Source organism: Streptomyces sp. NBC_00775, assembly GCF_036347135.1.
Classification (GTDB): domain Bacteria; phylum Actinomycetota; class Actinomycetes; order Streptomycetales; family Streptomycetaceae; genus Streptomyces; species Streptomyces lutosisoli.
In genome coordinates this window covers 151,931-177,913 of sequence record NZ_CP108938.1, presented here as the reverse complement: position 1 = coordinate 177,913, position 25,983 = coordinate 151,931, and the positions used below count along the sequence as shown (strand labels likewise).

Here is a 25,983-nt window from a genome sequence, read left to right as displayed (position 1 = left end):
ACGCCACAGGGCTCCGTCACGTAGTGCGCACCGCCAGTGGGTGTGAGCGCCGAGCGTTAGGTTCTGCTCCGAGGGTCGCCATCGCGGCGGACCACCTTGCAGGGAGGGCGGCTTGATGAACCGGAGACGTACGGAGAACGGGCTGCGCTGGATAGCCGATGACTACAACATCGGCTTCACGCTCACACTCAGCGAGGGTCTCTCGCCGTACGAGCTGCTGCGCAGCGTTGGCGCCGAGGAGTGTCACATTGTCCCGCTGACCCGCTCCGCGGCATACGAGCTGCTGCTCAGGGATGAGGAGGACCACATCAGTGACCTCGACTTCCTGGACTGGGAAGACGATGCGGCGGTTGCCCGGCTGACGAACGGGGGTTTTCTGCCCGCCCCGCCGGACACCATCGTCCGAGCGGGCTCGGTGGCGGGCTGGGCGTATGCGCTGGAGGAATTCCACTGTCATACGGGGACCTACCTCGCGGCGCTGTCCCAGCGGGGGCGGGCGTTTTGCGTGCATCGCAACGCGAAGGGCTTCAGCCGCGTCGATTACGCCCTCCACGGGGAGCCGGTGACGTCCTTCGAGCCCGGCCAGCCGCACCTTACGAACGGCGCCCCAGCCGAAGTGGCGCTTGGCTTCGTTCACAGCGGTAACGAGGTGGGCGAGGTCGCGTTCCTGCGGTTCCTGGAGGGCGAGTTCGGCATCTACCTCCCCTGGGAGGAGACGGAGGCAGAGCTGCCGGCAGCCGCGTTCACGTGACGGCTCCTTCACGTAGCCACGTCCACCCGAGCAGAGTCATATCCCGCTACACCACTTGGCGGGACGCCATCGCAACCGCACCAACGCGAACTCGCTTGCTACCGCTGCTACTCGCCCCGGCTCGCGCCCCTGGCGGCCCTGGTGCGGGTCGCGGGATCAAGGTGGCGGGTCGAGGAGGCGTTCCAGTCCACGAAGGGCCTGGCCGGACTGGATGAGTACCAGGTCAGCCGTTATGTGTCCTGGTCCCGCTGGGTCACCCTCGCCAAGCTCGCCCACGCGTTCCTCGCAGTCGTCCGCGCCGGCGAACACGCCCGCCACCGCTGCCCGGACAACCTGATCCCGCTCACCTGCAACGAGATCCAGCGCCTGTTCATCACGCTGGTTGTCGGGCCCGTCCACGACACGGCACACCGGCTGCGCTGGTCCCACTGGCGACCCGCCACCAGACCCGATCCCGAGCAAGCCACTGCCACCGCCAGGCCGCAGCCTCAGCGTGATCACCGAGGATTGCCGGCCACCGGCAGTGCGGAAAGACCTACCGCGCATGCATGCTGGTGCATGCCGGCAGAAATGGGGGGGCGCCAATGGAAGCAAGCACAACCCGCAGCGTGGCGCGTGCACGGATGGGATCGGGTCTGGCGGTGGTGGTCCTTCTGCTGCCCTTCGGCGGCTACGGACTGGCCCGGGCTGGGGCAGTCCCCGAAAGCACACCGATCGTGCTCGGCCTGCTGTCCGCGGTCGTCGGCTTCGTCCTCCTGCCTGCGCTGTGCGAGGAACGAGCCCCGTTTCGACACTCGTCGTCGCGTCTGACTGCGCACAGCCTGACCGGCGAACGGTCCATCGATCTGAACCGGATCGCCACCGTTCAGCTGCTGACGACCTTTTCGTACGGCGGTGCGTGCCGAACCGTGGTGGTGCGCGACACCCATGGTGTGCGCCTGGGCGTTACGACCAGGAGAGGCCGTGGGAAGCTTCGGCGAGCGATCGAGAGGGCGGACGCGAACGCCGCGCAAGGTGTCCCCGGGCCCCGGGTGAGCCGTGCGGCACAGACATATCTGGGTCTTGTCCCGGGGCGAGGACTTGTCGTCCACACGATTCTCGCCTTTCTGCTGATGACGGCGTCCGTGTGCCTGTACGTGATTGTTGCGCTCCGACTCGGCGGGCAGTGAGTCTTCCCCCCCCGAACGAAGCATGAGCCCGCCACAGCCGCTACCAGCAACGACCCAACTCGTGATCACGAAGTGCGGCTGGAGTACGAGACGGGTCTGCCGGTGGGGGCGTGTCGCTCGCGCAGGGTGCGCAGCAGGCCGGTCGCGCGGCCGGCGGGCGGGTGGGTCACCGTGGTGGTGGAGGCGTGGGCGGTTCCCGCCGGGGTGCCGGAGCCGGCGGCCGTCCGGGGCGGGGGTGTCGTGCCCGGCGCGGGTACATCTGTCGGCGTTCTCATGTAAGTGGCTCCGGCTTCCGCCGCACCCAGATGATCTCTGCCTACGAAGATCTTGCCAGAGCCACGTTCATGTGTACCCCGGCAACACCGGGGCGGCCGGGGCACGTTGGTGCGGCGGGAGTGTGCGGCGGCGGTCACCCTCGCCGAGGACTTTGAGCGTGGTGACCCGCTCGGCCGGGGTGTGCGGGAGGCCGGGTGCGGCAGGACGGGGAGCCGGCGGGGCTGCTGTGCCGGTGGGTTGGGGTGTCGGACGCCTCTCTCGACGGTGCGGGAGCCTTGTGCGTTTTGTGCCGTGGCGCCGTCACCCGGTTGTGGGCGGCCGGCTCCGATTCCCTGTTCGCGGCCAGTTGGCGGGGGAGCCATCTGGCCGCGAATGTCACAGCGGGTCACGTGAGTTGGCGGGTGGTGCTGTGCTGGACGGCCGGGAAATGGCGGACTTCCGCGAGATTGGGCACCATGGCGATGCGATGCTGCTGCCGCACCGGCGGGCAGGAGAAGCCGGTGCGTGGGACAGCCGGGACGGGAGGATGCCGTATGGGGGAGCGCGCTTTCGTCGGGGACGAGCTCGAACGCGAGGTTCCCTTCCGGCATTTGGTCGCTGACGTGTGGTCGCAGGTGGCGGAGGCGACCGCGCTCACCGTCCGGACCCGCTCCGCCTGGGCAGGCCTGTGGTGGCGTGCGACTGCCGGCAGACGGCCGCCGGCCGATGTACCCCAGGTCGACTGGTCCATGGACTGGGTGCTGTTCGTCGCCACCGGAACCCGCCCCACCACCGGGTACCGTGTGGAGATCCGCCGTCTCGTCCGCCGTGGCCACACGATCCATGTGTACGCAGTGGAAACCCTCCCGACGCAGGGGGCTGCAACCGGATCCGCGCTCACTCACCCCATTCACGCGGTGACGACACCCCGGGAGCCGGACGGAGTGAGCTTCCAGTTCCATTTCCAGCGCGAAGTCCCCGAGCAGTGAACGCACGGGTGCAATGCCGACGCCTGCTGCGCTGAAGAGCCGCACACGACCCGACGGCACAGGAGCGGATGCGATCTGGCGGATACGGATGGTCACCTTGCCATCTGGCCGTACCGGATTTTCCGCTGGCCGCTGTCACCCGGTCAGTGAGGTTTTCTCAGCGAAATGATCTCTGGAAGGCCGGGGCGAGCGGCGATGCCCCCGGCGGTGGAGCGGATCAGCGATCCCAACGCCACGCCGAACACGGCGACCAGGCCGAGGTAGACGCCGGCGCCGGCCAGGCTGCGCAGTACGCCGTCGTCGCCCAGGGACAGGGCGATCTTCTCACCGTCCAGGCCCGGGGTGCCCAGTTGGAACGCGGCCAGCGCGCCGATCGTGGTGACGATCAGTACGAGGGGGCCGATCACGGCACTCTTGGACCACAGGACCGGCAGGCGCCGTGGCACCGCGGCGAACGTGGAGCGGACCATGCCGGTGCCGTACTCGCCCGCGGACATCAGCACGCCGAGCACGCCCACGATCAGGGCCGTGAAGGTCGAACCGGTCAGGGCGAGGCTGATCGCGTCGGTGGAACCGCCGGTGTCCGTGCCGGGCGGCCCGCTCATCGCGGAGCCGGAGGGGCTGTAGGTGAAGGCGGCGATCGCCCCGAAGACGATCAGCACCGCCACAGAGGTCACGAGGGTGAGCCAACTGGAGCGCAGCGACCAGAACTTGGTCCACTTCGAGCGCAGTACCCCGGTGCTGGTCACCTTGAATGCCTTGTGTGCCCTCTTCTCGGGGGCGGGCACCACGGAAAGGTTGGCGGTAGTCATCAGGCGGCCTTTCGGTCAGTGTCTGCGTTCTCGGCGGGCCAGTCGAAGTCCCAGCCGGGCCGGTAGCCGCGGACTCCCCAGCCGTCCGGCCGCTTGCCGGGGGATCTCGAGTCCGGCCTGCTGCGCGGCGCGTGCCGCGTCGTAGACCTCGTGTGCGATCCGTACGGCGGCGCTGCGGCTGTCGGCGTGACCGGTGAAGACGTGCACACCTGTGACTGAGCGGTTCAGTTGGCCACTCTGAGCGTCACAGTTGGCCGCAGGGTAGCGACCATGTCGTGTTACTGATGCCGATCCGAGCCTCCCCTGGGCACGACCTGGGGGGTGGCCGGACCACCAGCATCAGGCGTATCTGGATCACTGTCTCCGGATTCCCGAGGCTGATGGGGCAAACGCAACACAGACCTACGGAATCGGAGACGCACGCGATGCGCGTTGTGATCATGGGTGGGACGTCCGGGATCGGCCTCGCGGCAGCCGAGAGGCTGACGGCTGCCGGCGCCGAGGTGATCGTGACCGGACGGGACCTCGAGAAGCTGGCGGCAGCCAAGGACCGGGTGGCCGGTGCCGAACAGATCGACGGCGCCTCGGAAACGGACGTGGCGGAGTTCTTCGAGCGGATCGGCGCCATCGACCATCTCGTGCTGGCATTCAGTCCGGGCGCGCTCGGGTTCGGGCCGCTCTCGGACGTGAGCCTGGCCAGCATCAGGGGTGCCTTCGACGGCAAGCTCTTCCCATACCTGTACGCGATCCAGAAGGCCGACGTCACCGGCTCAGTCACGATGATCTCCGCAGCCACCGCGAGGGCCGCCCTGCCCGGCAGCGTGGCGCTCGCCGCGGTCAACGGGGCGATCGAACGCATCGTGTCCCCGCTCGCCGCCGAACTGGCTCCGGTGCGGGTCAACGCCGTGGCCCCCGGGGCCGTCGACACTCCCTGGTGGTCGTTCCTGCCGGAGGAACAGCGTGCGGCCCAGTTCACCGCCGTGGCGGCGGACCTTCCGGCCAAGCGGATCGGACGGCCCGGCGATGTCGCGAACGCGATCGCCTACCTCATCGGCGCCGACTATGTGACGGGCACGGTCCTCCCGGTCGACGGCGGGTTCACCGTCGCCTGACGTTCACGCACCCGGATTCCTGACGAGTTTCAGGAATTGGCTCTCCACTTCTGAGCCCGGTGGCAGCAGATACGACACCAGCGTCTTGTCGTCGTTCGCCACGTGCAGCTTCACGTAGTCGAGGGTGACCTCGCCGAGCAGCGGATGGTCGATCGTACGGGCCTTGGGCACGAACGGCGCCAGCTCCTTGCGTCGCCACAGGCGGGCGAAGTCGGGGCTGGCGTCGGCCAGTTCCGCGATGAGTCCGGTGATCTCGGGCGCCAGGATGCCTTCGTTCGCCTGCGTGCGGAACAGCGCGACGGTGAGCGCGGCCTCCGTCTCCCAGTCTCGGGTCATCTCCCGCACCTCGGGCGCGGTGAACGTGAGCCACAGGACGTTGCGCCGCGATGCGGGCAAGGCGCCCAGGTCGCCATAGAGGAGTTCGCAGCCGCGGTTCCAGGCCAGGATGTCGAACCGCTGGTTCACGATGAAGGCCGGGTTCGGGTCGAGGTGGGTGAGCAACAGCTCGTACTGGGCTGGCAGTTCGGCGCGCGAAGGCGCCCCGTCCGGAGGCGGTTCATCGGCCAGCCGAAACAGATGGGCACGCTCGACCTCATCAAGTCCGAGTGCCGTGGCCAGGCTCCCGAGAATCTGGCGCGAGACGCGGATATTGCGGGCCTGCTCCAGCCACGTGTACCAGGTGATGCTCACCCCAGCGAGCGTCGCGACTTCCTCGCGCCGCAGCCCGGGAGTGCGCCGCCGCCCGAAGGTTGGCAGCCCCGCGTCGGCAGGCGTGCGCCGCGCCCGCCGGCTGCGGAGGAACTCGGCAAGCTCACGCCGCCGGCCCTGCGCTGTCATCTGTCCACCACGGCTTCCGCTTCGACGGGTTCCCGGAAGTCCTCGACGCGCTGAGACCCGATGAACAGCCCGTCCTCACAGGTGCCGCCAGAAAACTCTGCGTCAGACTTCGGATGGGGTCCAAGGCCGGAGGCCGGCTGGTAAATCGCCGCCAAAACCTGTTCTTCAGTGCATGCGAGCGTTCTTGCGCATGCCTTCATCTGCAGGAACATGGCACCTCCAGCCGTTCGGTCACCACAGACTCTAGGCCAACCGACCTTCCCGGCCCTGGCCCAGCCAGCCCACAGCTGTCTACACCCGCACGACCAACGAGGCGGCCAACTACGGCGCTCAGTGGGGCCAACTATCGCGCTCAGTGGCTTCCCAATGGGGAAGTCAACTGTCGTGAGGCAGATTCGCTAGTCGAGCTTTCCCTGACGGATGGTCTTCACAGCGAGCACAGGGTTCATGGGTTCGATGAGGTGTTCAACAGCAACAGCCAACAGGTGGGCTGGGGCATCGGCGTGCAGCAACGCACTCACGTACTCGAGGGCCTGCGATGGAGACAGCATCGGCAGTCTCTGGCGCAGGATGCGTACCGCTTGCATGCGTCCGCGTACGGCGGCAGCTTCGCGCATCTCTTCGTGTAGATCGTCCACAGGGGTGCGGATGGCCAGCCCACGGATGCGAACGCGGTAGTCAGCCTCCCAGGCTCCCTCTATCTCGGATACGGCTCCAATTTGGTGCAGCCCGCCGTCGATGCGGTCGACCAGGTAGGGGCCGTGGCCGATCAACATGGCGGCGGGGTTCCGGGTGCGCGCGTATTCCTCGGACTGCCAGTAGACCTTCCAGACCAGCTCGTGTTCCTCTAAATGCAGCACTGTTGTGGGCACCGGCTCCACGCCCAGAGCCGCCCACTTCTGGTTCTCGCGGTCCAGCTCTTCCTCGACGATACGAACCGCGGTCTCTCTCTCGATCACGCGTGCAGCATCCACTATGGATCCAGGTCTGACCAGCAGGTTTCTGGGCCCGGAGTCACAACTCCTGTCCTTGCGGCGACGGCTAGTGCTGTGACCGCATAGGTTCGCCGGGTCGGCGGTCGTGGCGGTTGCATGTGCGGTGACATCCGATCCGACCGCTGGAGGCGCGGTGGCCGAGCCCGTCCGTGTGCGCAGACTGACCGACCACGAGGGGCAGAAGCTGCAGCAGATCGTGCGCCGGGGCAGCACGAGTTCGGTGCGCTACCGGCGGGCGATGATGCTGCTGGCCTCCGCTGGAGGGGGCACCGGCAGCGGATGATCAGGCGGATCCCGGCCGGCCCGCGGAGCGGGTATGTGCGGCGCTGATGTGTCCTCAGACGCCCGCTTCCACCAGGTCGTCGGTATGGAAGGTGCGGCGGTAGGAGGCGGGTGAGACACCGAAGGCGGTGCGCATGTGGGCGCGCAGGGAGTTGGCGGAGCCGAAGCCACAGCGGTGGGCGACCAGGTCGATGGACAGGTCGGTGGTCTCCAGCAACTGCTTGGCCAGTTCCAGGCGTTGCGCGGTGAGCCACTGCACGGGGGTCATGCCGACCTCGTCGCGGAAGCGGCGGGTGAAGGAGCGCAGGCTCATTTGGGCGTGTTCGGCCAGGCGGTTCAGGGAGAGGGGTTCGCCGAGGTGTTCCAGGGCCCAGGCGCGGGTGGCGGTGGTGGTGGCGACGGTGGGTTCGGGCACCGGGCGGTCGATGTACTGGGCCTGGCCGCCGTCCCGCCAGGGCGGGACGACGCACATGCGGGCGGCGCGGTTGGCGGCGGCGGCGCCGTGGTCGCGGCGGATCATGTGCAGGCACAGGTCGACGCCGGCGGCGACGCCCGCGGAGGTCAGGACGTCGCCGTCGTCGACGAAGAGGACCTCCTCGTCGACCTTGACGCGGGGGTAGGCGCGGCGGAACTCGGGGGCGAGGTGCCAGTGGGTGGTGGCGGGCCGGCCGTCGAGGAGGCCCGCGGCGGCCAGGACGTAGGAGCCGGTGCAGATGGACACCAGGCGGGTGCCGGGCCGGATGCCGGCGATGGCCGCGGTGACCTCGGGCGGCAGCGGGCCGCCGCGGCCCAGCTCGGGCATGGCGTGCGTGGGCGGGACGATCACGGTGTCCGCGGCGGCCAGGGCCTCGGGACCGGCCGCGGGCTGCACGGTGAACCCGGCGTCGCTGAGGACCGGGGCGCCGTCGGCGGTGCAGACGGTGACCTCGTACAGCGGGCGTGAGCCGGCGTCCAGGACGCTGCCGAAGACGCGGGAGGGGATGCCGAGTTCGAAGGGCGGGACGCCGGGCAGGGCGAGGACGGCGATGCGGTGCCGCCCGGCCGCGTCGGCGCTCGGGTCGGGGCGGGGGTCGGTGCACGGCCACGGCATCTCGCTCATGGCCAGATCCTGTCACATAGTGGCCAGACGGCCAACACCATGGTGGGGGCGGGTGCCGGATCGTGGACTGCGTCGCGCCGGGAAGGGCCCGGGCGGCCGGTATCCGATCAAGACGGAAAGAGTGAGGCGGACAGCATGCGTGCGGTGGTCGTGGAGCAGTGGGGCGGACCGGAGGTGCTCGTGGAGCGTGAGGTCGCCCGGCCCGAGCCGGGACTGAACGAGGTCCTGGTGCGGGTCCACGCGGCCGGTGTGAACCCGGTGGACTTCAAGACCCGGGCCAGCGGGGCCCTGATCGAGTGGGGCGAGGTCCCGGCGGTCGGCTGGGACGTCTCCGGCACCGTGGAGGCCGTCGGACCGGGCGTGGGGATGTTCCGCCCCGGGGACGAGGTGTACGGCATGCCGCTGTTCCCGCGGCAGGCCGGCGCCTACGCCGAGTACGTCGTCGCCCCGGCCCGCCACCTCGCGCCCAAGCCGGCGAACCTCACCCACGTGCAGGCGGCGGCGCTGCCGCTGGCCGCACTGACCGCCTGGCAGGCCCTGGTGGACACCGCCGGGGTGCGCGCCGGTGAGCGGGTGCTGGTGCACGCGGCGGCCGGCGGGGTCGGCCACCTGGCCGTGCAGATCGCCAAGGCCCGCGGCGCGTACGTCATCGGCACGGCCAGCGCCGGCAAGCACGACCTGCTGCGGCAGCTGGGCGCGGACGAGGTGATCGACTACCGCACGGTCCGCTTCGAGGACGCCGTCGGGGACGTGGACGTGGTGCTGGACGGGCTCGGCGGCCAGAACGCCGAGCGGTCCCTGACGGTGCTGCGCCCGGGCGGCCGGCTGATCACCCTGCCCGGCCCCGACGACGTCCCCGCCGACGTCCCCGACCACGTGCGGGCGGTGTGGATGCTGGTCGAGCCCGACCACCTGGGTCTGCGCGAGATCGCCGCCCTGGCCGAGCGGGGCGCGCTCACGCCCGTGGTCGAGACCGTCGTCCCGCTGGCCGAGGCCGCGAAGGCGCACGAGATCGGCGAGCAGGGCCGCACCACCGGGAAGATCGTCCTGAGCGTCGCCTGACGCCGGCCGCCCCGGCCGGGTCGGCTGCGGGCAGGTGGAGCGGGACCGGAGCCCCGGGACCGACCGGTCCCGGGGCTCCGGGCGCGGCCGAACGGGACGGGACGGACCTGCGGGCACGGCCGGCTGCTGTGCCGTGACCCCGCTGACGCCATGTGCGGCGAACAGTTCGCGGGCTGCGGTCATGATGCGCTCACGCTTGGCCTGCTTGGCCCGCTCGCGGCGCCCGATCGGCATGTGGGCCGCGTCCCACGGGACCTCCCTTGAGTAATACTGAGTAGACTCATAATTGAGTGCAATCGGATTAATGGAGTGAGGCTGGGCCCCATGTCACGCCGAATTGGCTGATCTGGCCTCACACCTGGATAAATAGGATGAAGACAAGGAAAGGTGTCCCATGCGAGCGTTCGTCGTCACCAAGTACAAGGAGCCGCTGCAGGAGGCGGACGTCCCCGAGCCCACCGTCGGGGAGCACGACGTGCTCGTCCGGGTGGAGGCCGCCGGACTGAATCAGCTGGATGAGAAGATCCGCGCCGGTGAGTTGAAGCAGATCCTGCCCTACAAGCTGCCGCTGATCCTGGGCAACGACGTCGCGGGCACCGTCATCAGCGTCGGGACGGCGGTTCGCGGCTTCAAGCCCGGAGACGAGGTCTACGGTCGGCCCGACCAGGACCGCATCGGCACGTTCGCCGAGCGCATCGCCGTCGCGGAGGGCGACCTGGCGCTCAAGCCCGCCTCGATCAGCATGAATGAGGCCGGCTCGCTGCCGCTGGTGGCGCTCACGGCGTGGCAGGCGCTGGTGGAGCGCGGGAAGGTGCGGCCCGGGCAGAAGGTTCTCATCCACGCCGGCGCCGGCGGGGTCGGTTCGATCGCGATCCAGCTCGCCGCGCACCTCGGTGCGCACGTCGCCACGACCGCCAGCGCTTCCAACGCGGACTTCGTGCGCGCGCTCGGCGCGGACACGGTGATCGATTACCGCACCCAGGACTTCGAGCAGCTCCTGACCGGCTACGACCTGGTGTTGGACAGCCTCGGTGGGGAGACTCTCGAGAAGTCCCTGCGGGTGCTCAAGCCCGGCGGCAAAGCCATCGAGATCGCTGGTCCCCCGGAGCCCACTTTCGCGCGCGAGGCCGGCCTCAACCCGCTGCTGCGCCTGGGGGTCGCCGCCCTGAGCCGCAAGATCCGCAAGCAGGCGAAGAAGCTCGGCGTGACGTACGAGTTCATGCTCATGCGCGCAAGCGGCGACCAGCTCCGCCAGATCACCACCCTCATCGACGAGGGCGTGGTGCGTCCGGTCGTGGGAAAGGTGGTCGGCTTCGATCAGACCCCGCAGGCGCTGCAGGCCCTGTCCCAGGGTGGCATCCGCGGCAAGGCCGTCATCGGCAGCAGCTGACCCGCCGCAACCGCGACGGGCGACACAGAACGCACGAGGACACCACCCATGTCTGTCGCCTCCCAGTCGGTCGGACGGCGCGAGCGGAACAAGCAGGAAGAACTCGACCGCATCGTCGCTGCCACCAGTGAACTGTTCGCCGAACACGGCGTCGATGAGGTCACGACCCAGCAGATCGCCGACAAGGCCGACATCGGCACCGGGACCCTGTTCCTTTATGCCAAGACCAAGGGCGAACTCCTCCTCCTTGTCCAGAACGCCAAGTACGTCGAAGCACTTGAGCAGGGCCGGGCGGACGCCGAGACCGTCCCCGGCGTGCTGGACGCGGTGCTGGCGATCGTCCGGCCGATCGTCGAGTGCAACCGCATCCAGATCGACAACGGACGCACCTACCTGCGAGAGATTATCTTCGGCGACCCCGAGGAGCCCCGGCACGGCGCGGCACTGGCCATCGTCGCGCAGACCGAGGAGGCCGTCGCCGCCGTGCTGCGCCGAGACGAGCGGGTCGCAGAGGGCGACGCCGCGACGCTGGCACATATCGTGTCCGCCGTGATGTTCCTCAGCATGGCGGCAGGCGTGAACATCGCCTTGAGCGTCGAGGAGATCGTGCAGGACATCCGCAGGCAGGTCGACGCCCTGCTGCCTCGCTGAAGCGCGGCCCCGGCCTCAGGCCCAGGCGACCATCCGGGCAGTCCTCGGCTGCGGCATGGCCCGCATCCCCAAAGGACAGGTCATCCGGCCGTTGCTGCCCATACCGGCATGACTGGACGGCTGGGGCGGCCGGCCGGAGGACTACCGCCACCGCGTGCTGCTGGGATTCCGGAGACTGCCTGCCTACGTGGCGTCGAGTCCCCGTCGCACAGTCCCTGTCCCCAGGATTCCGGGTCGAGGCCCGTGTGATGCGGTCAGGGCTTTGTGGGTCGATTCAGCAGTTCAAGGGCGCCTTCGACGCGATGATGCCGTCCTACCGCGTCGTGCGTGGCGCAGGCGGCCAGGTCGGGGCGCTCGTAGGGCTGCCGGCAGACATGGCAGTCGTAGGTGACCGCCCCACCACTCGAACGCCGCCCGGTCGTCCATGGGCGCATCACGCCAGTCCCGCCTGCCTCGCGCGAACCACAGGAAGTCGAAGTACGTGCGCAGGTCCAGGGCAGGGGCGGCCTGGGTGTTCCACGGCGAAGACGCCGGCCACACCGAGAAATACCGGTTCCGCGCCACGTCGTACACGCCCGCCGGACTGATCAGGAACGGCTGCCCCTCGGGCACCCCCAGATCATCCAACCCCTCACCGAGATCGGCCAACAGGGAGCTGAACTCCCGTGCTCGCCAACCGGTGATCGACATGACGCTGGACGATAGTCCGTGGACAGCTCAACAGCGCATAACAGAAGTGGGACGGTTGCCGCGCCCTGGCCGGCCGGTGGGCCGACGGCCGTGTCGCCCTACGGAGCCGCAACGGCAGCGATCTAGTGCTGTGACCGCGTAGGTTCGCCGGGTTGGATCAGGCTGCGGTTGTGAGGGGGCGTCCGCCCCATCGGGTGCCTTTCTCGCTGCGGATGCGGGCGCGTTCCTTGCGTTCGGCGGCCAGGACGTCGCAGTGGCGGGCATTGGCGTTGCGCCAGCGGAGGTAGGAGTGCAGGGCCCTGGTCTGGACGGTGTGGTTGGGGTGGTGGGAGTTGGCGATGGTGAACTGCCGCAGTGGTCCGAAGTGCGCCTCGATCGGGTTCGCCCAGGAGGCGTAGGTCGGGGTGAAGCACAGCTCGACCTTGTGCTTCTTTGCCCAGCGGCGGATGTCGGCGCCCTTGTGGGCGGACAGGTTGTCCAGGATCACGTAGATCGGTGCGCCGTCGGGCCGGGCGGCGCGGATCGATTTCAGCGCGGCCAGCGTGTTCCCGGCACCCTTCTTGCGGCGGTTCACGCCCCACAGACGGTCGTCGCCCACCGAGTAGCAGCCATGGAAGTACCGGACGCCGTGGGTGCGATGGTAGGTGGCCGGCAGCCGGTCGGGCCGGGTCTGTTCGGCCCAGCAGCTGCCGCCGATGGGCCGGATCCCGAGTGGGCCGAACTCATCGAAGGCGAATACCCGGTCCGGGAAGCGGTCCAGGACGTGCTCGATACGGTCCAGCTTCGTCTCCCGTTCGGGGTCCGGGGACTCCTTCCAGGTCTTGGTGCGCTGGAAGGTGACGCCGCGGCGGGCGAGCAGGCACCGTAACGCCTCTCGCCAACTGAAGCGCTCAGTCACAACACCTCTCAGGCCGGGCTGGGCGGTGCTCCTGATCGGGACGTCGACCTCGAAGTAGGGCAGCAGGGTCATGACGTCCAACTCCTCCCGTGTACTCGGTCGTGAGGGACTACCGCGACCGCCCCGGCCCCCGTTGTGTGGGGAGGCCGGGGCGGCACGGAGCGTCCGTCACGCCGTGAGACGACGGGTCAGAACTCCAGGGGGATCGTGATCGGGCGCCGGGGATTCCCGGCGTGGGTGTGGACGGTGCTGCGGTGCGCGGCCAGGCTGGCACTCCCGCCCTTGATTGGCAGATGGCAGTCGGGGCAGCCATATCTGGCACGGCCAGTGGCAGCTACCAGCGCCCGTAGAAGCCCGACACGCTGAACTTGACAGTGCTCTTCCCGGTCCCGGAGGACGCCACATGGGTGGGTGACCGTGAGGGAGGAATGGTTCGCCGGCCGCTCTGCGGGGTCCGGGGTGCGCCGAAGCGGGTGCGCTGAGGGGGCCGGGCAGGTGTGCCGGTCCCAGGGTGATCGTACGTTCGTCGGCTCAATGAACTCCGGGCTGCCGACGCAAAGGACATCAACCAGGCCAAGACCGACGTCGAAGCCCGGGTCGGCGCTCTGCACCAGGTGTCGTCCGAGCACCAACTGCAGCGCCGACGGGTTGCAGAGCGTACTGCGGTGCGAGCCCGCTACCCATGCAGTCGCAACCCCCGACCGCCCTGCAGAGCACTTCAGGTCGGCTCGGAAGCGTTACTGCAAAAGGAGAATTAGGACTGGCTCATTCTGTTCTGCTGCCACTGGCCGTTGACGTCATCGAGGATGCTCTGGCACTCGGTGTAATAGGCGCTCGCTCTCTCGACCCCGGTGGCTGCGTCGGGCTGCGTCGACTCGAAAGCGATGCGAGAACGCAGCGCGTAGAGACGGTTCAGCGCACCCTGGTACGTGACCCACGTTTCCCTCGCGCTGTACCAGCCGGTCCAGGCCGCGGAGACTGTCGCCAGGGCCGAGAAGGCCAGCGACAGAGCGCTCAGCCATGCGTGCTTGTAGATCTGTGCAAGGCCGATGAGGAATGTCGTTGCCGCGCCCAGCGTCGCGGTGCTCACGGTCTGTAGCAAGGACATGCGGCGAAAGAAGCGCTTAGCCGAGGAGAACGCTTTGATGTGCTGGGCGATCTGGTCCTGTACGAGCCGCAGCGGGTCGCTGTCTGTCTCCGATGAGGGTTCGTCACTCACTGTGGCTCATTCTTCCCATCGGTCGGTGCGCCGGAGTGCTGCCAGATACGTGTGGAACGCCCCCTGCAGGGAGACGTTCTGTCGGAGGAAGACGGTCCCACGGTCGATCGCGCTTGCCCAGTCGAGCACCAGGTCACGGCTCGGCGGACTGTCGTATCGTCCGACGACGTCGGCGACGGTCATGAGGTGAAGGAAGCGGGCGATGGTGAACTGACGATCAAGTGGTCCGCGGAGCATGAGGACGCCAAGCCAGGGCAGACAGCTGCGTTCCTGCAGGAACGCCATCAAAAAGCAGTTGAGCATCAACCGGTAGGCGGCTGCGTCCGCCATGGGGCCCAACGACTGGCTGTCGGCGCCGAAGTATTGCTCTGGCGCACTCAGGTACCTGCTCGGCAAGGTGCCAACGGTGTCCACATAGTCCGTGGGTGTGGCTAGCCCATACTCATCCGAGGATCCGCCAGGCGGCGGCTCCCACGCGAACCTCCATCGCCCGCGCTCTAGATAGTCCTCGAGAGCCCCGGGCAACTGTCCGGTCTCGATGAAGAATGAGCGTCGCACCACGTAGTCCAGCCCATCGAGACGGTCGTCGCTGTCGCGGGTGAGCGACTCGGCGATTCCCGACGTTGCAGGGAGGTTCTCGAAGGCCCAGGCGAAATATCCGAAGGCCTCGGGTAGGCCAACCGAGGACACCCTCATGGGAAGACCACCTCCGTCGGTCGGCCGAAGGGTTGGACGTAGTGCACCTGCACCACCGTGAAGTCGTTGCCCAGCACCCTCGGAACTCCGAACTCGAAGAGGTGGTCAACGGCGTCCCCGAACAGGCCGTGCCTCTCCCGTACTGCTGCGAAGTCGAACCCCGCTCCACTACCCACAATGCTCAGCACGTATCCCGGCGTGTCGTTGAAGAGAGCAAAGCCTTGGGCGACTGACCACCTGCGACTGCAGGAAACGAACGGATTTGCATGCTTGGCGCTTTGGATGTGCAGGAGCTGGGACTCCAGATGGCTTCGCGCCTTCTTGTCGCCGCTGTCCGAAGCCTCCAACAACGTGGTGAACAGGTCGATTTGTATCTCGGTCCAGATCGTCGGGTCGTTGAAGTATCCCGACCGCAGTGACGGCGCCGTGATCTGCATGTCCCGCCGCCACTCCTTTTGTCCCCTGTAGAGCTGCACAGCATCTGGTTATACCCAGCCCGGCATGCGGTGTCCTGCCGTTCGGGCGGGCGGCTTGCCTCATTGGCTCACGGAGACGTCGTTCGGCCAAGGTTGCGTGGCAAAGCGGATGGAGCAGGGCTGGGTGCCTGTGGCGTACGTACTGGCTGCCCAGGGACCGCCGAGTGGCGGGGAAGTCGCACCGCTCAAAAGGCGTGTCCATGGCCGGGAGTCCGCAGGGTTATTGAGCTCCTTCGGGGTGTTCTGGGGGACCGGGCTGTCCGGTCCTCCGCACCAGCCGGCGGCCAGCGCGTGAAGGCGGCGGCCGATGGCACCGGCGAATGGCGCGGCGTTGGGGCGCGCATCGGGTGGTGATCAATGAGCATCGCAGCTTGCGGGGTGGATGCCCGTCTGGGGTACGGGCCTGGCGGTCTGCGGCTGCGCCGTGTGGTCCGCAGGCAGGCAGCGGCGGGGCCCGAGGGCCCCGGCTGCGTGCCTGCCGGGATGGTGTGTCAGGCCATGGCGAGGCGGTCCACCAGCAGTTCCACTCTCGGCTCGGTGTGCTCCGGCGGCAGCCGTCCCGACCGGGTCAGGGTGGCCAGCCCGTGCAGGGACGCCCAGAACACCTCGGTGAACAGCCCTGGGGCAACGCCGTCCCCGGCGACCTCGCCGAGGCTTTCCAGCAGGGCGGCGAAGGCGTCCTTGAGAGGTTCCGGGGTGTCCTCCTGTGCGTACGCCAGACCGCCGTCGAGCTGGAAGATGGCGTCGTAGACCGCCGGGTTGCGTGCGGCGAAGTCGAGGTAGGCGTGGGCGAGGGCGGTGACCTGCTCGCGCGGGCCGTTCGCGGCGGCGGTCGCGGCCCGCACCGCCGCGGCCATCTCTGTGGCGCCCTGGAGGGCGACGGCGCCGATGATCTCCCGTTTGCCGCGGAAGTGGCTGTAGAGGACGGGCTGGCTGTACTCGATGCGCTCGGCGAGCCGGCGGGTGGTGACCGCGTCCCAGCCCTGCTGCTCGGCGAGTTCGCGGGCTGTCGCCACGATGAGGCGCTCGCGCTCCGCCCGTTGGCGTTCCTTGCGTTCCTGTACCGACATGATTCGATCCTAGCGCCGCTAGACAAGCAAGCGGCAGTAGTACTAGCGTTGCCTCATCACCTAGCGACACTAGATTTCAGGAGGGGTAGTCATGCTCAACGCACTTGAGGTCTTCACCACCGTGGTCGTCGGCCTGATGGTGGGGGTGGAATTCTGCGTCGCCTTCGTCATGAACCCGATCCTCAACGCCCTCCCCGAGGACAGTGGCCAACTCGGCCACGCCCACGGGGGCCGGATGCTCGGCGCCGTGATGCCGTTCTGGTACATCGGCTCGCTCGTCCTCGCCGCGGTCTGGGCCATCGCCGGATGGCATCACCACGGCACGGGCCTGGTCGTCATCGCCGCCGCGCTGCTGATCCTCAGCGTGATCATGTCGCTCCTGCTGCTCGTCCCGATCAACAACCGGAACAAGACGTGGACCCCCGACAGCCGGCCCGAGGACTGGAAGGAGCAGATGAACCGCTGGCTCCGCTTCCACTACGTCCGCGTCGCCGTCATCATCGCCGCCTTCACCCTGCTGGTCACCGCCCTCACCTGAGCCCGCGGACTCACCCGCCCGGTCGTCAGCGGCAACCGCTCGGCCGTGCGCCCGAAGTGCGGCACCGCCACCTCCCTCCACATCCAGGACCCGGACACCAACTCCCTCGAACTCAGCTGGTATCTGCAGGACGCGTCCTGGGCAACACCTTCTTCGTCCCGAAGGAGAGGACTGAAGCGTTCCTGGCCCTCTTTCGCAGGCAGGCCGAGTTCATGAAGGCTCAGCCGGGATTCGTCTCCCCGCAGATGCACATGGGAACGGCGGACAGTCAGCTTCTGATGAACGTCGCGGTCTGGGAGTCGACCGAGGCGCTCGCCACGGTGTTCGGCAGCCCGGAGTTCCAGCGCATGGCGGCCGAGTTCCCCGACGACATCGTGTCGTACCCGCACATCTTCGAGCAGATCGACGTATGACACGGCAGCTCTAGCCGGGGGAGGGCAGCCGGAGAAGCCCTGGCGCCCCTCGCCGATCACCGGGCAGTCCTGCTCGAACACCTCGACGACGAGGTGGCCACCCTCCTTCCGCTCGCGGCCGAGCACATCACCGAAAAGGAATGGGCCTCCCTGGGCGACCACCTGGTGGCCAACACGCCCAAGCTCGCCCTCTTCGGCCTCGTCCTGGAGGACGCGAACCCGGCCGAGCGCGCCACGCTTCTGTCCGCCCTCTCCGCGCCGGTACGCGACATCAGCCGCGTCCGCGCCGCCTGACCAGGCCCCATACGACTCACCGGGCTCCACCAAGCTCACGAAGACTCGCAAGGAGAAGAACAATGTCGCTGAAGAAGATCAACACCGTCCTGGCCACCGCCTTCATCCTCTTCATCCTCTGGTTCGGGACGGAGTTCATCCTGAGACCGGAGACGACGGCGCCGGGCTTCGGCCTGCCGAGCTGGCCGTCCGGCGACGGCGGCGGCTTCCTGATCATCAAGGGAATCCGCGACGTCGTCTTGGCCCTGGTCCTGGGCATCCTGCTGGTGACGGGCCACCGCCGGGCGCTGGGCTGGGTGCTGCTGGTGGAGGCCCTCGCCGCGTACGGCGACATGACCACCGTGCTGGCCCACCACGGCTCCGTGGCCACCGCACTCGGCGTCCACGGCCTGACCGCGACGCTGATGATGGTCAACGGCCTGCTGATGATGCGCGAGACCCGCAAGGTCGCGGCCGCTGCGGCGACGCCCGCCCCGCAGCCCGCCTGATCCCATCGGTCCAAGGTGGCCCGGACACCGGCCGGGCCACCTTGGTGCGTGCCGGTATTCGCGTGTCAGCGCCCGCCGGGAAAGGCCAGGCAGACGATCTTCTTCCAGTCAGCGACGACCTGACGGCTGAGGCGGCCTGCTGCACCGCAGCGGCCACGGCCACCTGGACTGGCCGGTATTGGGCATGTCCGCCGCGGTCATCACCATGCCGCTCCATCACCAACAAGCAGCAGAAGTCGATGGCGCTGAGTGACATCGCGGGGGTGGTGGCGGCTGTTGACGGCGGTGAGGCGCTGCGTATCGCCGCCGATGCCGAGCGCATCGCCCAGACCAGGACCAATAGAGGCTTGACGGCGCTGGCCGGCATCGACTCGAAGGGGCAGGTGCTGGTCATCGTCGCGGGGGCGATGGCGGCCCTCGACGCGGCCAAGGCTCTGCGCACTGCCCAGAGCATCACCGACACAGGCTCGAGGGCGATGGCGCTGGCTGCGGTTGCGGAGGTGGTGGCGGCTGTTGACGGCGGTGAGGCGCTGCGTATCGCCGCCGATGCCGAGCGCGTCGCCCAGACCATCAGCAGCAATGACCAGACCTTCGACGGAGTATGGAAGCAGATGACACTGGGTGCCCTCGTGGTGGCGGTCAGGGCTGTTGATGCCAACGAGGCGCTGCGCATCGCTCAAACCATGACAGATAAGGGCCTGAAGGTGGCGGCGCTGGCTGGCGTCGCCCGGCTGGGGCGGTTCACGTCGGCGCTAACGGGCGCCGATGTAACTGGGCCTGCTCGCTTGATCGTTCAAGATGGTTTGAATGTCGGTGAGGGGCGGTGAAGATCTCACTCATTGTCTCCCGCATGATCTCCAGCCGCGACACCACTCCTTCCTGCTCAAGCAGAAGGTCCGTCAACTCCTCGATTTATCCACGCAGTTCAGCGATCCGATCCCGTACAGCAGTCTCCCGCCGCTCCAGTTCCTCCACCCACGACACCATCGCCGCCTCCCCGCCCCGAACTCTGGACACGACGATCCGGCAAACGATCCCTGGCAGCAACAACCCACGCGGCGATCTCACTCAGGCAGAGCCACACCCGATGAGGTGTCCGTCGAGGTCGTGCGCGGCCGGCTGCTGGAAGTGATCCACCTGCCCGCTGTCCGCTGCCCGCGCGGAGCGCCTGGACCGGACATGGAAGAGGATCGCCCGGCAAGGGGGCGTGGTCGTGCTGGTCGACGGCGCCCTCATCCCCACCCGGCGCCCTCATCCCCACCCGGCGCCCTCATCCCCACCCGGCGCCCTCATCCCCGCCCGGTGCCCGCACCGGACGCGCCGGCCGCCCCGCCTTTCCGGGCGCGCGCTGGACGCACGGTCTGCTCCTGCTCGTCTTGACCGGCGGTCGGGGCGGCCTGATCCGGGTTTTGGCGGCCCGCTGCGGCCGCCCCTCATGGCGTGAGCGCTGCGTGCTGCGACCGTGTCACCGCGCGTCCATCCGGACGCCCGAAGGCGCCTTCGGCCCGCACCGCGTGGTATGCGGCGGGGGCCCAAGGCGCCTTATCGTACGGTCGTTGGGAGCGCGGCGTCAGCCGAGCTGCCCGGTCGGCCGCATGGTGATGTGGTTGATGTCCACGCCCGCGGACTGGTTGACGGCGAAGACGATCGTGTCCGCGATCTGCTCGGCGGTCATCGTCGGCGTCGCCTCGGGGGTGCCGCCGCGCTCGTCCCAGAACGGGGTGTCCACCACCCCGGGGGCGACGACGGTCACGCCGACTCCGTCCTTGCCGACCAGCAGCCGGGTGTTCTCGGCCAGCGCGTGCGCGGCCCACTTGGTGACCGAGTACAGGTTGCCAGGCGTGTTGCGCACCCCGGCGACCGAACCGATGATCACGATCCGGCCCTTGGACTCCCTGAGGTGCGGCAGGGTCTCCCGCACCAGCAGGGCCGGGCCCAGAACGTTGGTGAGGACCATGGCGCGCATGTCCTCGGGGGCGTGGCTCTCCAGGTTGCCGGGCAGTGAGAAACCGGCGTTGGCGATGACGTTGTCCAGCCGGCCCCACGCGTCCACCACGCGGCGCACGGCGGAGGCGACATCGTGCTCGTCGCTGGTGTCGCCGGTGATCGTCAGCAGCCGCTCGCCCGCTCCGGCCGAAGCGGCGAAGGCGGCCAGCTTGTCTGCGTCACGTCCGGTGACGGCCACGCGGTGGCCCTGCTTGAGCAGGGCGCGGGCGGTGGCGGCGCCGATTCCGGTCGAGCCACCGGTGATCAGCGTGACGGGTTCCATGGGACGGCCTCCTCAGCGATATGGGTCACCGGCGCTCCGCCAGGGTCCCGGATGCCGATGAACGCGAGGTGGCGCGTGAGGTCGGCCGACTCCGGGTCGCCGGTTCCCCGAAACGCCTGCACTATACCCAGCGATCTTCCCGCCGAGCCGGTACGCCATCGCTGACCGGCCACGATGCCGTACGAAGTGGCCGAACCCGCGCTGCCAGCCCCCATGTTGGGCCCTGCGTGGCTACGTACGCGATTGACTTGCTCCTCGGGCTTCAGCCCGAGGAGCAAGTCAATGGGGTCCTGCCACCGGGTGCGGTCGGTAGTCCGCTTCCAGGCGCTCCACCTGTTCTGGGGAGAGCGTGACATCGAGCGCTGCGACGGTGTCTTGGAGGTGGGTGAGCCTGGTCGCACCGACGATCGGGGCGCTGACACCTTCCTTGCCCAGCAGCCAGGCGAGGGCAGTCTGCGCGGGTGGCAGGCCGAGTTCGGAGGCGACGGTGCGGAGCGTGTCGATGACGTCGAAGTCGGCTTCCGTGTAGAGGGTGTCGGCGAGCGGGTCGGTGCCACTGCGCGTGGTGGTGTGCTCGCCGCCGCGTGCCCGGCTGCCCGCGAGGAGTCCGCGTGCGAGCGGGCTGTAGGGCAGGATGCCGACCCCTTGGTCGAGGCAGAGGGGGATCATCTCCCGTTCTTCTTCGCGGTAGATGAGGTTGTAGTGGTTCTGCATGGCCGCGAAGCGTGTGCCGCCGGCGAGTGCGGCGGTGTACTGCGCCTTGGCGAACTGCCATGCGTACATGCTCGATGCGCCGAGGTAACGGACCTTCCCGGCCCGTACGACGGCATCGAGCGCGTCCATGGTCTCCTCGATGGGCGTCTCGTCATCCCAGCGGTGGATCTGGTAGAGGTCGATGTGGTCGGTGCCGAGACGGCGCAGGGAGGTGTCCACGGAGGCGAGGATGTGCTTGCGCGACAGCCCGCGGGCGCCGGGCTTCTCGCTCATCGGGTAGTACACCTTGGTGGCCAGCACGTAGTCGTCGCGGTCGTCGAACAGCTTGGCGAGCAGCCGCCCGGTGACCTCCTCGCTGGCGCCGCGGTCGTACATGTCGGCGGTGTCGAACAGGGTCACGCCCGCCTCCACCGCGTGCCGCACGATCGGCTCGGCCTCCTCTTCGGCGAGATGCCAGGCACGGCGGCTGGTGTTGCCGTAACTCATCATGCCGAGGCCGATCCGGGACACGATGAGGCCGGAGCTGCCGAGACGGGTGTACTGCATCGCTTCACTCCTCAACTCGTGCTCTGTGACGCGCTGTCCGGCGGATCGCCGCGTACAGATCGGCCTTGGATTTCGACATGCACATCGGTGCCCCCAGCGGGAAAAGCACAGCCATCGTCCCACCACAAGGCCCCAAGTGCCGTTAAAGCTCAGCGACTTCGACTTCGCCGACACGACGTGGCATCCACGCTCAACGACAAACGACATCACGACTCGGTTCTGGCACAGATCTTGGGGAGCTGTCGCGGAGAGTGACGGTGTGTTCGATTGGAGGGAAGGTACACGAGCTCCAGGCACGTCAGCGTTCACACGTTCTGGTCCACCACCAGCCGAACGTCGCCAACTCGATGTAGTTGGGTTCAGGCAAAGTGCGGCGCTCGAATTCCTCATCGATGCGCGTGATCAGTCGGCCCAAGTCCCGCTTGGCTCCCAGAGGAAGGTGCCGCATCGCCCACTCCAGGTCATCACGGGCATCGTTTATCCCGGGCGAGCAGAACGCGGAGGCATCCAGATATCGGCCAGGTTGCTCGAAAGTCCACTCGATACGAGAGAGCGCGTGAGCGACCGCGTTGGGCCACATCTCTTGGTCTTCGACCCTGCGGATCGCTGCACGAGTCCGCGCGGAGACACCGTGGACCTTCAGGACCGGACACTGCCATCGTGGCCGGCACCGCTCTGCGCGGACGGCCTTGGGACGCCTACGCGGCATCGCCCTTTCGGATCAACATGACGCCATCCTGCCACGGCTGGGCACCTATCTGGGCCTCGATCCGCACGCCCGCCGCAGCAGGTGTTCCTGCATCTCGGTCCCGGCGTAGATCTTGGGTGGCGTCTCGGGTTGCTATTGGAGCAGGATCATCTTGCGGAGTAGTTCGAATCCGGCTCGTCCGTAGAGCTGCCTCTTGATCTTCTTGATGCGATTTACCGCCCCCTCGATGCTGCCGGAGCTCCAGTCGAGGGTGAGTCCTGCTGTCACTGCGTCGAGGTCTCGGAGCAGGTGGAGTGCGAAGCCGGTGAGGCCGGGTAGTTGGCTGGCGTCGACCGCGTCGATCCAGGCAGGGAGCCTGGCCCCCACACGGTCGCCACCACCCGAGTCATGGGACCGGCGCCCCTCTCAGTGGAGGCCTCGTTGGCCGGGGTCCAGGAAGGCGTCACAGTCCCGCGCTCGAACAGTCCGGCGGAGCTGTGAGAAGCTCCGCCGAGGCTGTTACAGAGGAATTAGGGCTTGTAGGGGTCCAGCCTGCTGGGTCGGGGACGGTTGTCGCGGAAGGTGTCCTGCCAGCGCGTGGCGCTCGCGTACCGGAGTACGGTGTTCAGGCCCCAGCCCAGGTGCCGGGCGATCGCCCGGCGTGAGTGGCCTTGGGCGAGCATCTCGTGGACCAGGGTGTGCGCGGCCTTCTTACGTTCGGCCCGCCGGCCGAGGGGTCCCGAACCGCTCAGCGGCCGGCCGGACTCCGGGCAGGTCGCCTCCGGCAGTGTGCCGCTGGTCGACGGGCTGCGCGGACAGTCTCGGTGGGCGGCGACACAGGTCTCCACGGCCCGGCCGAGGCCCTGCCACAAGTGAAACCGGTCAGCGACCTGCAGAGCGTCGGGGGCGCCGCGCCGGGCCCCCTCGGCGTAGGCGCCTGCCCGGTCCCGGCAGACATCCCAAGTCTTTGAGTGTCAAGCGGTGGCCGGAGTGGTCTTCGTGGGCTGCTGATTGGGGAAGGCCCTCGACTCGGCGTAGGGCTCTTCATGCTGAAGGCAGTGGAAGAGCATGCCCACGAACCGGTTGAACAGGTGGCGTTGGGCAGATACATGGCGGTCTCCGGCTTCACGCCGACGGTCGTAATGGGCTCTGGCGCCCGGTGAGTTACGGAGGGAGGAGAAGGCCCACAGATAGCCGACTGCAGCCAGTCTCTTATTCATCACCTTCCGGTGCATGACGAAGTGACTCTTCCCGCTGGCTCGGGTCACGGGGGCACTGCCGGCATACGCCTTGAGCCCTTGAGCGGTAGTGAAGCGTGAACGGTCGTCACCTATCTCTGCGAGAACACGGGCGCCAGTCAGGGACCCGAGTCCTGGAAAGCTGACGATTATTTCTGCATCAGGATGTTGTTGGAAGGCTTCGGTGCAGGAAGATTCGAGATTCTCTGCATTAGCGCAGGCAGATTCCAGCTGTCGAAGCAGGGCTGTGGTCTGCTGTCCGAGGGCCTCCTCGACCAGTGGGAGATGGTGCAGGTACTCGCGGTGGAAGACTTCGTGGAGTCGATCGGCCTCGGCGTCAATTCCTCGGAGGCGACCGGCACGTTTGAGGAGATCCCGCAGTTGACGGCGTGTGAGCTGGGCAGCCTGAGCCGGGGTGGGAGCGACGGCAAGAATTGTGCGGGCCTCGTGAGAGGCCAATCCGTGCTTGTGGTTCACGAAGGCGTCCAGGATCGCTGGATAGAACTCACGCAGTTGGGAACGGAGCTTGTTCTGGGCCTGGTTGCGATCCCAGACCGCGTCCTGCTGGGCCCGCGCGAGCACGGCGATCGCCTGCGCAAGCTCTGAGTCTTGAGGGAGCGGCCGATGCATGGCCATGTCAGTTCGCAGGATGTTCGCCAGAGCTGTCGCATCGACGGCGTCGGACTTCTTCCGCGCAACCGAGTGTCGGTCGCGGTAGCGGGCCACTGCGAGCGGGTTGATAGCGAACACCGGACGCCCCGTGGCTCGCAGGCAAGATACGAGCAGTCCGCGGGAAGTCTCAATCGCTACTGGAATCGGGCTCTCCTCGGTGTCCCCGTGCTCAGCCAGTAATGTCACAAGCTGGGCAATCCCTGAGGCATCGTCGCCGATTCGCTGCCTGGCGAGCTGTTTTCCATCCAAATCAACTAACGCGATATCGTGATGCTCCTCCGCCCAGTCCACGCCGCAGAAAAATTTCGGCAGTAACCCCGCACTCTCCATACTGGCCTCCCTTGCACCTCGGTCTTCTTCACGGGCCAGAGCCTGGGGAGGGGTGCGCGTACTCTCTAATGGCAGTGCTCAAGGCACGACATCCCACCAGTCGTTCGCAACCCCAGCGGGTCGCGTGGGCCTCGGTCCTCTTCGGAGCTGAATCGCTCGTGATGTAGTGGGAGGTAGTCCACGCGATCGGCTCAGGCCACGAATAGAGAACATCATCGCTGTGGTGATCGGGGAAGCTGATCCCAAAATGTATGTTCCAGACCGTATCCGCGTACTCGTGATAGACCGCTATCTGTCCATCCCTCATTACATGAACTGCATTTGGCGGATTCTGGACGCAGGGCCGGCCCCGTCTGCCGACTAGGACTCGAAGGTCCAGATGATCTCTAGGACTCGGCCCTGCACCAATGAGGCCCGAGCCACCTTGACAGGAGGCTCGTGAACCGCCTTCAGGACCCATTAGATGATCTCCACTCCTGGGTGACGGACCAGCCACGCGGCCAGCGGCCCGGCTTCACGTGTCGGGAGGACATCGACCACGCGATGGTCTTCGACGCTGGTCAAGACGGTGGAGTAGGTTTGGCCGCGCCGGATCGCGAAGTCGTCCACGCCCAGCACACACGGCGTGCTGAACTGCGGATCGGGCAGTGCCATGACCCTGCGTAACAAGGTCATCCGTCCCGCGCCGAAGCCCAGCTGGGCGGCCAGCCGGGCGCCGGCCCGCCCGGCCAGCGCGAGCCCCACTCGCTCCAGGACGTGGTTGAGCCGGGTGGTGAACCGTGCGTACGGGACTGTCAACCTGGAGAACGGCTCGGCGAACGTCCGACGCGGACAGTCCCCCGCCCCACACATAAAACGCCGGACCGTCAGCCGAATCACGAAGCCCTGTTCAGCGAGCGGAAGGTCCTTCAACCTGCGGTGATAGCGGTCGTGCACCCGGTCCGAGAAGCGGCCGCAGTCCGGACACGGCGCCCCAGCCGCCCGACCTCTTGCTGCCACCTCGACCGTGCCGAACGTGGCCGTCACCGCCTCGACATCCACGTCGTCGATTCCGTCAAACACGAGCGAGTCCCAGAATGATGCGTTGGTCAGCATGACCAGCACCATCACCGTCCACTGCCGACCACGGCAGCGACGACGAGAGACCTGACGGAGCGTGACTTTCGGATGCCATACGGCAAGGCGCACGCGGTCTCACACACTGCCGCCTCTCACAATCGAACAGCGAGGTGACTTTCCGCGACGCCCCCCAAGATCTGTGCCAGAACCTCCTTGTCATCGACAAAGCCAGATCTGCGAGCTGCGTCGCCGGCATTCCCGGTGGGGTGCCCGCCGGATCT

General features: G+C 67.8%; 29 protein-coding genes and 3 pseudogenes. 14 read left to right on the top strand and 18 right to left on the bottom strand.

The window, feature by feature from the left end; all coding sequences use genetic code 11:
* Positions 1-115 precede the first annotated feature (115 nt).
* From OIC96_RS00865 to OIC96_RS00855, 3 genes and pseudogenes are all read left to right on the top strand, one after another.
* Positions 116-751, top strand: a complete 636-nt coding sequence (locus OIC96_RS00865; protein ID WP_330309806.1) for a DUF6461 domain-containing protein — start codon at positions 116-118, stop codon at positions 749-751.
* 135 nt (positions 752-886) lie between these two features.
* Positions 887-1,248, top strand: a pseudogene (locus OIC96_RS00860) (IS701 family transposase); the annotation flags it as partial.
* An 87-nt stretch (positions 1,249-1,335) separates the two neighbouring features.
* Positions 1,336-1,920 (top strand): hypothetical protein, encoded by a 585-nt coding sequence (locus OIC96_RS00855; protein WP_330309807.1) that lies wholly within the window; start codon positions 1,336-1,338, stop codon positions 1,918-1,920.
* 65 nt (positions 1,921-1,985) lie between these two features.
* Here OIC96_RS00855 and OIC96_RS00850 read toward each other — a convergent pair whose 3' ends face one another.
* Positions 1,986-2,195 (bottom strand): hypothetical protein, encoded by a 210-nt coding sequence (locus tag OIC96_RS00850; RefSeq protein ID WP_330309808.1) that lies wholly within the window; start codon positions 2,193-2,195, stop codon positions 1,986-1,988.
* 534 nt (positions 2,196-2,729) lie between these two features.
* Here OIC96_RS00850 and OIC96_RS00840 point away from each other — a divergent pair.
* Complete coding sequence (locus OIC96_RS00840) at positions 2,730-3,164, top strand: protease complex subunit PrcB family protein (protein WP_330309809.1); 435 nt, start codon at positions 2,730-2,732, stop codon at positions 3,162-3,164.
* 143 nt (positions 3,165-3,307) lie between these two features.
* On the opposite strand, the gene OIC96_RS00835 is transcribed toward OIC96_RS00840, so the two are convergent.
* Positions 3,308-3,976 (bottom strand): ABC transporter permease, encoded by a 669-nt coding sequence (locus tag OIC96_RS00835; RefSeq protein ID WP_330309810.1) that lies wholly within the window; start codon positions 3,974-3,976, stop codon positions 3,308-3,310.
* 15 nt (positions 3,977-3,991) lie between these two features.
* Positions 3,992-4,183, bottom strand: a complete 192-nt coding sequence (locus tag OIC96_RS00830; protein ID WP_406501208.1) for a hypothetical protein — start codon at positions 4,181-4,183, stop codon at positions 3,992-3,994.
* Between the two features lie 218 nt (positions 4,184-4,401).
* On the opposite strand from OIC96_RS00830, the gene OIC96_RS00825 reads away from it, so the two are divergent.
* Positions 4,402-5,088 carry an SDR family oxidoreductase gene (locus tag OIC96_RS00825; RefSeq protein WP_330309811.1) on the top strand — a complete coding sequence of 229 codons (687 nt, stop codon included), beginning with the start codon at positions 4,402-4,404 and terminating at the stop codon, positions 5,086-5,088.
* Between the two features lie 3 nt (positions 5,089-5,091).
* On the opposite strand, the gene OIC96_RS00820 is transcribed toward OIC96_RS00825, so the two are convergent.
* The 3 genes from OIC96_RS00820 to OIC96_RS00810 form a co-directional block, all read right to left on the bottom strand.
* The gene (locus OIC96_RS00820) at positions 5,092-5,925 is read right to left on the bottom strand and encodes a helix-turn-helix transcriptional regulator (RefSeq protein ID WP_330309812.1); all 834 of its coding nucleotides are present in this window, start codon (positions 5,923-5,925) and stop codon (positions 5,092-5,094) included.
* Positions 5,922-6,137 (bottom strand): hypothetical protein, encoded by a 216-nt coding sequence (locus OIC96_RS00815; protein WP_330309813.1) that lies wholly within the window; start codon positions 6,135-6,137, stop codon positions 5,922-5,924. The genes OIC96_RS00820 and OIC96_RS00815 overlap by 4 nt, the downstream gene beginning before the upstream one ends.
* Before the next feature lie 186 nt (positions 6,138-6,323).
* The gene (locus tag OIC96_RS00810) at positions 6,324-6,884 is read right to left on the bottom strand and encodes a YrhB domain-containing protein (protein WP_330309814.1); all 561 of its coding nucleotides are present in this window, start codon (positions 6,882-6,884) and stop codon (positions 6,324-6,326) included.
* 169 nt (positions 6,885-7,053) lie between these two features.
* Here OIC96_RS00810 and OIC96_RS00805 point away from each other — a divergent pair.
* Positions 7,054-7,185: pseudogene (locus OIC96_RS00805) on the top strand (IS630 family transposase); the annotation flags it as partial.
* A 72-nt stretch (positions 7,186-7,257) separates the two neighbouring features.
* Here the strand turns inward: OIC96_RS00805 and OIC96_RS00800 are convergent.
* Complete coding sequence (locus OIC96_RS00800) at positions 7,258-8,301, bottom strand: GlxA family transcriptional regulator (protein ID WP_406501207.1); 1,044 nt, start codon at positions 8,299-8,301, stop codon at positions 7,258-7,260.
* Between the two features lie 135 nt (positions 8,302-8,436).
* On the opposite strand from OIC96_RS00800, the gene OIC96_RS00795 reads away from it, so the two are divergent.
* The 3 genes from OIC96_RS00795 to OIC96_RS00785 all read left to right on the top strand — a co-directional run bounded on the left by OIC96_RS00795 (position 8,437) and on the right by OIC96_RS00785 (position 11,404).
* The gene (locus tag OIC96_RS00795) at positions 8,437-9,363 is read left to right on the top strand and encodes an NADP-dependent oxidoreductase (protein WP_330309815.1); all 927 of its coding nucleotides are present in this window, start codon (positions 8,437-8,439) and stop codon (positions 9,361-9,363) included.
* Between the two features lie 394 nt (positions 9,364-9,757).
* Positions 9,758-10,753 (top strand): NADP-dependent oxidoreductase, encoded by a 996-nt coding sequence (locus OIC96_RS00790; RefSeq protein WP_330309816.1) that lies wholly within the window; start codon positions 9,758-9,760, stop codon positions 10,751-10,753.
* A gap of 48 nt (positions 10,754-10,801) precedes the next feature.
* Positions 10,802-11,404 carry a TetR/AcrR family transcriptional regulator gene (locus OIC96_RS00785; RefSeq protein ID WP_330309817.1) on the top strand — a complete coding sequence of 201 codons (603 nt, stop codon included), beginning with the start codon at positions 10,802-10,804 and terminating at the stop codon, positions 11,402-11,404.
* A gap of 847 nt (positions 11,405-12,251) precedes the next feature.
* On the opposite strand, the pseudogene OIC96_RS00780 reads toward OIC96_RS00785, so the two are convergent.
* The 5 genes and pseudogenes from OIC96_RS00780 to OIC96_RS00760 form a co-directional block, all read right to left on the bottom strand.
* A pseudogene (locus OIC96_RS00780) lies at positions 12,252-12,971 on the bottom strand (transposase); the annotation flags it as partial.
* 775 nt (positions 12,972-13,746) lie between these two features.
* Entirely contained in the window at positions 13,747-14,211 is a 465-nt protein-coding gene (locus OIC96_RS00775; RefSeq protein ID WP_330309818.1) for an SLATT domain-containing protein, read from the bottom strand.
* Between the two features lie 6 nt (positions 14,212-14,217).
* Complete coding sequence (locus OIC96_RS00770; protein ID WP_330309819.1) at positions 14,218-14,907, bottom strand: hypothetical protein; 690 nt, start codon at positions 14,905-14,907, stop codon at positions 14,218-14,220.
* Positions 14,904-15,344, bottom strand: coding sequence for a hypothetical protein (locus tag OIC96_RS00765; RefSeq protein ID WP_330462114.1), 441 nt, complete (start codon positions 15,342-15,344; stop codon positions 14,904-14,906). The genes OIC96_RS00770 and OIC96_RS00765 overlap by 4 nt, the downstream gene beginning before the upstream one ends.
* Positions 15,345-15,874: 530 nt before the next feature.
* On the bottom strand, positions 15,875-16,453 hold the full coding sequence (locus tag OIC96_RS00760; RefSeq protein ID WP_330309821.1) for a TetR/AcrR family transcriptional regulator: 579 nt from the start codon (positions 16,451-16,453) through the stop codon (positions 15,875-15,877).
* Between the two features lie 91 nt (positions 16,454-16,544).
* On the opposite strand from OIC96_RS00760, the gene OIC96_RS00755 reads away from it, so the two are divergent.
* The 5 genes from OIC96_RS00755 to OIC96_RS00735 all read left to right on the top strand — a co-directional run bounded on the left by OIC96_RS00755 (position 16,545) and on the right by OIC96_RS00735 (position 19,013).
* Positions 16,545-16,991 carry a DUF1772 domain-containing protein gene (locus tag OIC96_RS00755; protein WP_330309822.1) on the top strand — a complete coding sequence of 149 codons (447 nt, stop codon included), beginning with the start codon at positions 16,545-16,547 and terminating at the stop codon, positions 16,989-16,991.
* A gap of 56 nt (positions 16,992-17,047) precedes the next feature.
* Positions 17,048-17,404, top strand: coding sequence for an antibiotic biosynthesis monooxygenase family protein (locus OIC96_RS00750; RefSeq protein WP_330309823.1), 357 nt, complete (start codon positions 17,048-17,050; stop codon positions 17,402-17,404).
* A gap of 93 nt (positions 17,405-17,497) precedes the next feature.
* Positions 17,498-17,698, top strand: coding sequence for a hypothetical protein (locus tag OIC96_RS00745; protein WP_330309824.1), 201 nt, complete (start codon positions 17,498-17,500; stop codon positions 17,696-17,698).
* 62 nt (positions 17,699-17,760) lie between these two features.
* Positions 17,761-18,186 (top strand): DUF4267 domain-containing protein, encoded by a 426-nt coding sequence (locus OIC96_RS00740; protein WP_330309825.1) that lies wholly within the window; start codon positions 17,761-17,763, stop codon positions 18,184-18,186.
* 239 nt (positions 18,187-18,425) lie between these two features.
* Positions 18,426-19,013 carry a hypothetical protein gene (locus OIC96_RS00735; RefSeq protein WP_330309826.1) on the top strand — a complete coding sequence of 196 codons (588 nt, stop codon included), beginning with the start codon at positions 18,426-18,428 and terminating at the stop codon, positions 19,011-19,013.
* A 743-nt stretch (positions 19,014-19,756) separates the two neighbouring features.
* Here the strand turns inward: OIC96_RS00735 and OIC96_RS00730 are convergent.
* From OIC96_RS00730 to OIC96_RS00710, 6 genes are all read right to left on the bottom strand, one after another.
* Complete coding sequence (locus OIC96_RS00730; RefSeq protein WP_330309827.1) at positions 19,757-20,455, bottom strand: SDR family oxidoreductase; 699 nt, start codon at positions 20,453-20,455, stop codon at positions 19,757-19,759.
* Between the two features lie 279 nt (positions 20,456-20,734).
* Positions 20,735-21,715, bottom strand: coding sequence for an aldo/keto reductase (locus tag OIC96_RS00725; RefSeq protein WP_330309828.1), 981 nt, complete (start codon positions 21,713-21,715; stop codon positions 20,735-20,737).
* 841 nt (positions 21,716-22,556) lie between these two features.
* Positions 22,557-22,790: a transposase gene (locus tag OIC96_RS49730; RefSeq protein WP_406501204.1), complete on the bottom strand. Its 234-nt coding sequence runs from the start codon at positions 22,788-22,790 to the stop codon at positions 22,557-22,559.
* A 143-nt stretch (positions 22,791-22,933) separates the two neighbouring features.
* Positions 22,934-23,275, bottom strand: coding sequence for a helix-turn-helix domain-containing protein (locus tag OIC96_RS49725; protein ID WP_406501203.1), 342 nt, complete (start codon positions 23,273-23,275; stop codon positions 22,934-22,936).
* 102 nt (positions 23,276-23,377) lie between these two features.
* Positions 23,378-24,643 (bottom strand): IS110 family transposase, encoded by a 1,266-nt coding sequence (locus OIC96_RS00715; RefSeq protein ID WP_330309829.1) that lies wholly within the window; start codon positions 24,641-24,643, stop codon positions 23,378-23,380.
* A gap of 459 nt (positions 24,644-25,102) precedes the next feature.
* Complete coding sequence (locus OIC96_RS00710; protein WP_330309830.1) at positions 25,103-25,738, bottom strand: transposase family protein; 636 nt, start codon at positions 25,736-25,738, stop codon at positions 25,103-25,105.
* Positions 25,739-25,983 lie beyond the last annotated feature (245 nt).

Coding starts and splice junctions, on each gene's coding strand:
- OIC96_RS00865 (WP_330309806.1), top strand. CDS start 116: ATGAACCGGAGACGTACGGAGAACGGGCTGCGCTGGATAGCCGATGAC.
- OIC96_RS00855 (WP_330309807.1), top strand. CDS start 1,336: ATGGAAGCAAGCACAACCCGCAGCGTGGCGCGTGCACGGATGGGATCG.
- OIC96_RS00850 (WP_330309808.1), bottom strand. CDS start 2,195: ATGAGAACGCCGACAGATGTACCCGCGCCGGGCACGACACCCCCGCCC.
- OIC96_RS00840 (WP_330309809.1), top strand. CDS start 2,730: ATGGGGGAGCGCGCTTTCGTCGGGGACGAGCTCGAACGCGAGGTTCCC.
- OIC96_RS00835 (WP_330309810.1), bottom strand. CDS start 3,976: ATGACTACCGCCAACCTTTCCGTGGTGCCCGCCCCCGAGAAGAGGGCA.
- OIC96_RS00825 (WP_330309811.1), top strand. CDS start 4,402: ATGCGCGTTGTGATCATGGGTGGGACGTCCGGGATCGGCCTCGCGGCA.
- OIC96_RS00820 (WP_330309812.1), bottom strand. CDS start 5,925: ATGACAGCGCAGGGCCGGCGGCGTGAGCTTGCCGAGTTCCTCCGCAGC.
- OIC96_RS00815 (WP_330309813.1), bottom strand. CDS start 6,137: ATGTTCCTGCAGATGAAGGCATGCGCAAGAACGCTCGCATGCACTGAA.
- OIC96_RS00800 (WP_406501207.1), bottom strand. CDS start 8,301: ATGAGCGAGATGCCGTGGCCGTGCACCGACCCCCGCCCCGACCCGAGC.
- OIC96_RS00795 (WP_330309815.1), top strand. CDS start 8,437: ATGCGTGCGGTGGTCGTGGAGCAGTGGGGCGGACCGGAGGTGCTCGTG.
- OIC96_RS00790 (WP_330309816.1), top strand. CDS start 9,758: ATGCGAGCGTTCGTCGTCACCAAGTACAAGGAGCCGCTGCAGGAGGCG.
- OIC96_RS00785 (WP_330309817.1), top strand. CDS start 10,802: ATGTCTGTCGCCTCCCAGTCGGTCGGACGGCGCGAGCGGAACAAGCAG.
- OIC96_RS00770 (WP_330309819.1), bottom strand. CDS start 14,907: ATGAGGGTGTCCTCGGTTGGCCTACCCGAGGCCTTCGGATATTTCGCC.
- OIC96_RS00765 (WP_330462114.1), bottom strand. CDS start 15,344: ATGCAGATCACGGCGCCGTCACTGCGGTCGGGATACTTCAACGACCCG.
- OIC96_RS00760 (WP_330309821.1), bottom strand. CDS start 16,453: ATGTCGGTACAGGAACGCAAGGAACGCCAACGGGCGGAGCGCGAGCGC.
- OIC96_RS00755 (WP_330309822.1), top strand. CDS start 16,545: ATGCTCAACGCACTTGAGGTCTTCACCACCGTGGTCGTCGGCCTGATG.
- OIC96_RS00740 (WP_330309825.1), top strand. CDS start 17,761: ATGTCGCTGAAGAAGATCAACACCGTCCTGGCCACCGCCTTCATCCTC.
- OIC96_RS00735 (WP_330309826.1), top strand. CDS start 18,426: ATGGCGCTGAGTGACATCGCGGGGGTGGTGGCGGCTGTTGACGGCGGT.
- OIC96_RS00730 (WP_330309827.1), bottom strand. CDS start 20,455: ATGGAACCCGTCACGCTGATCACCGGTGGCTCGACCGGAATCGGCGCC.
- OIC96_RS00725 (WP_330309828.1), bottom strand. CDS start 21,715: ATGCAGTACACCCGTCTCGGCAGCTCCGGCCTCATCGTGTCCCGGATC.
- OIC96_RS00715 (WP_330309829.1), bottom strand. CDS start 24,643: ATGGAGAGTGCGGGGTTACTGCCGAAATTTTTCTGCGGCGTGGACTGG.
- OIC96_RS00710 (WP_330309830.1), bottom strand. CDS start 25,738: ATGCTGACCAACGCATCATTCTGGGACTCGCTCGTGTTTGACGGAATC.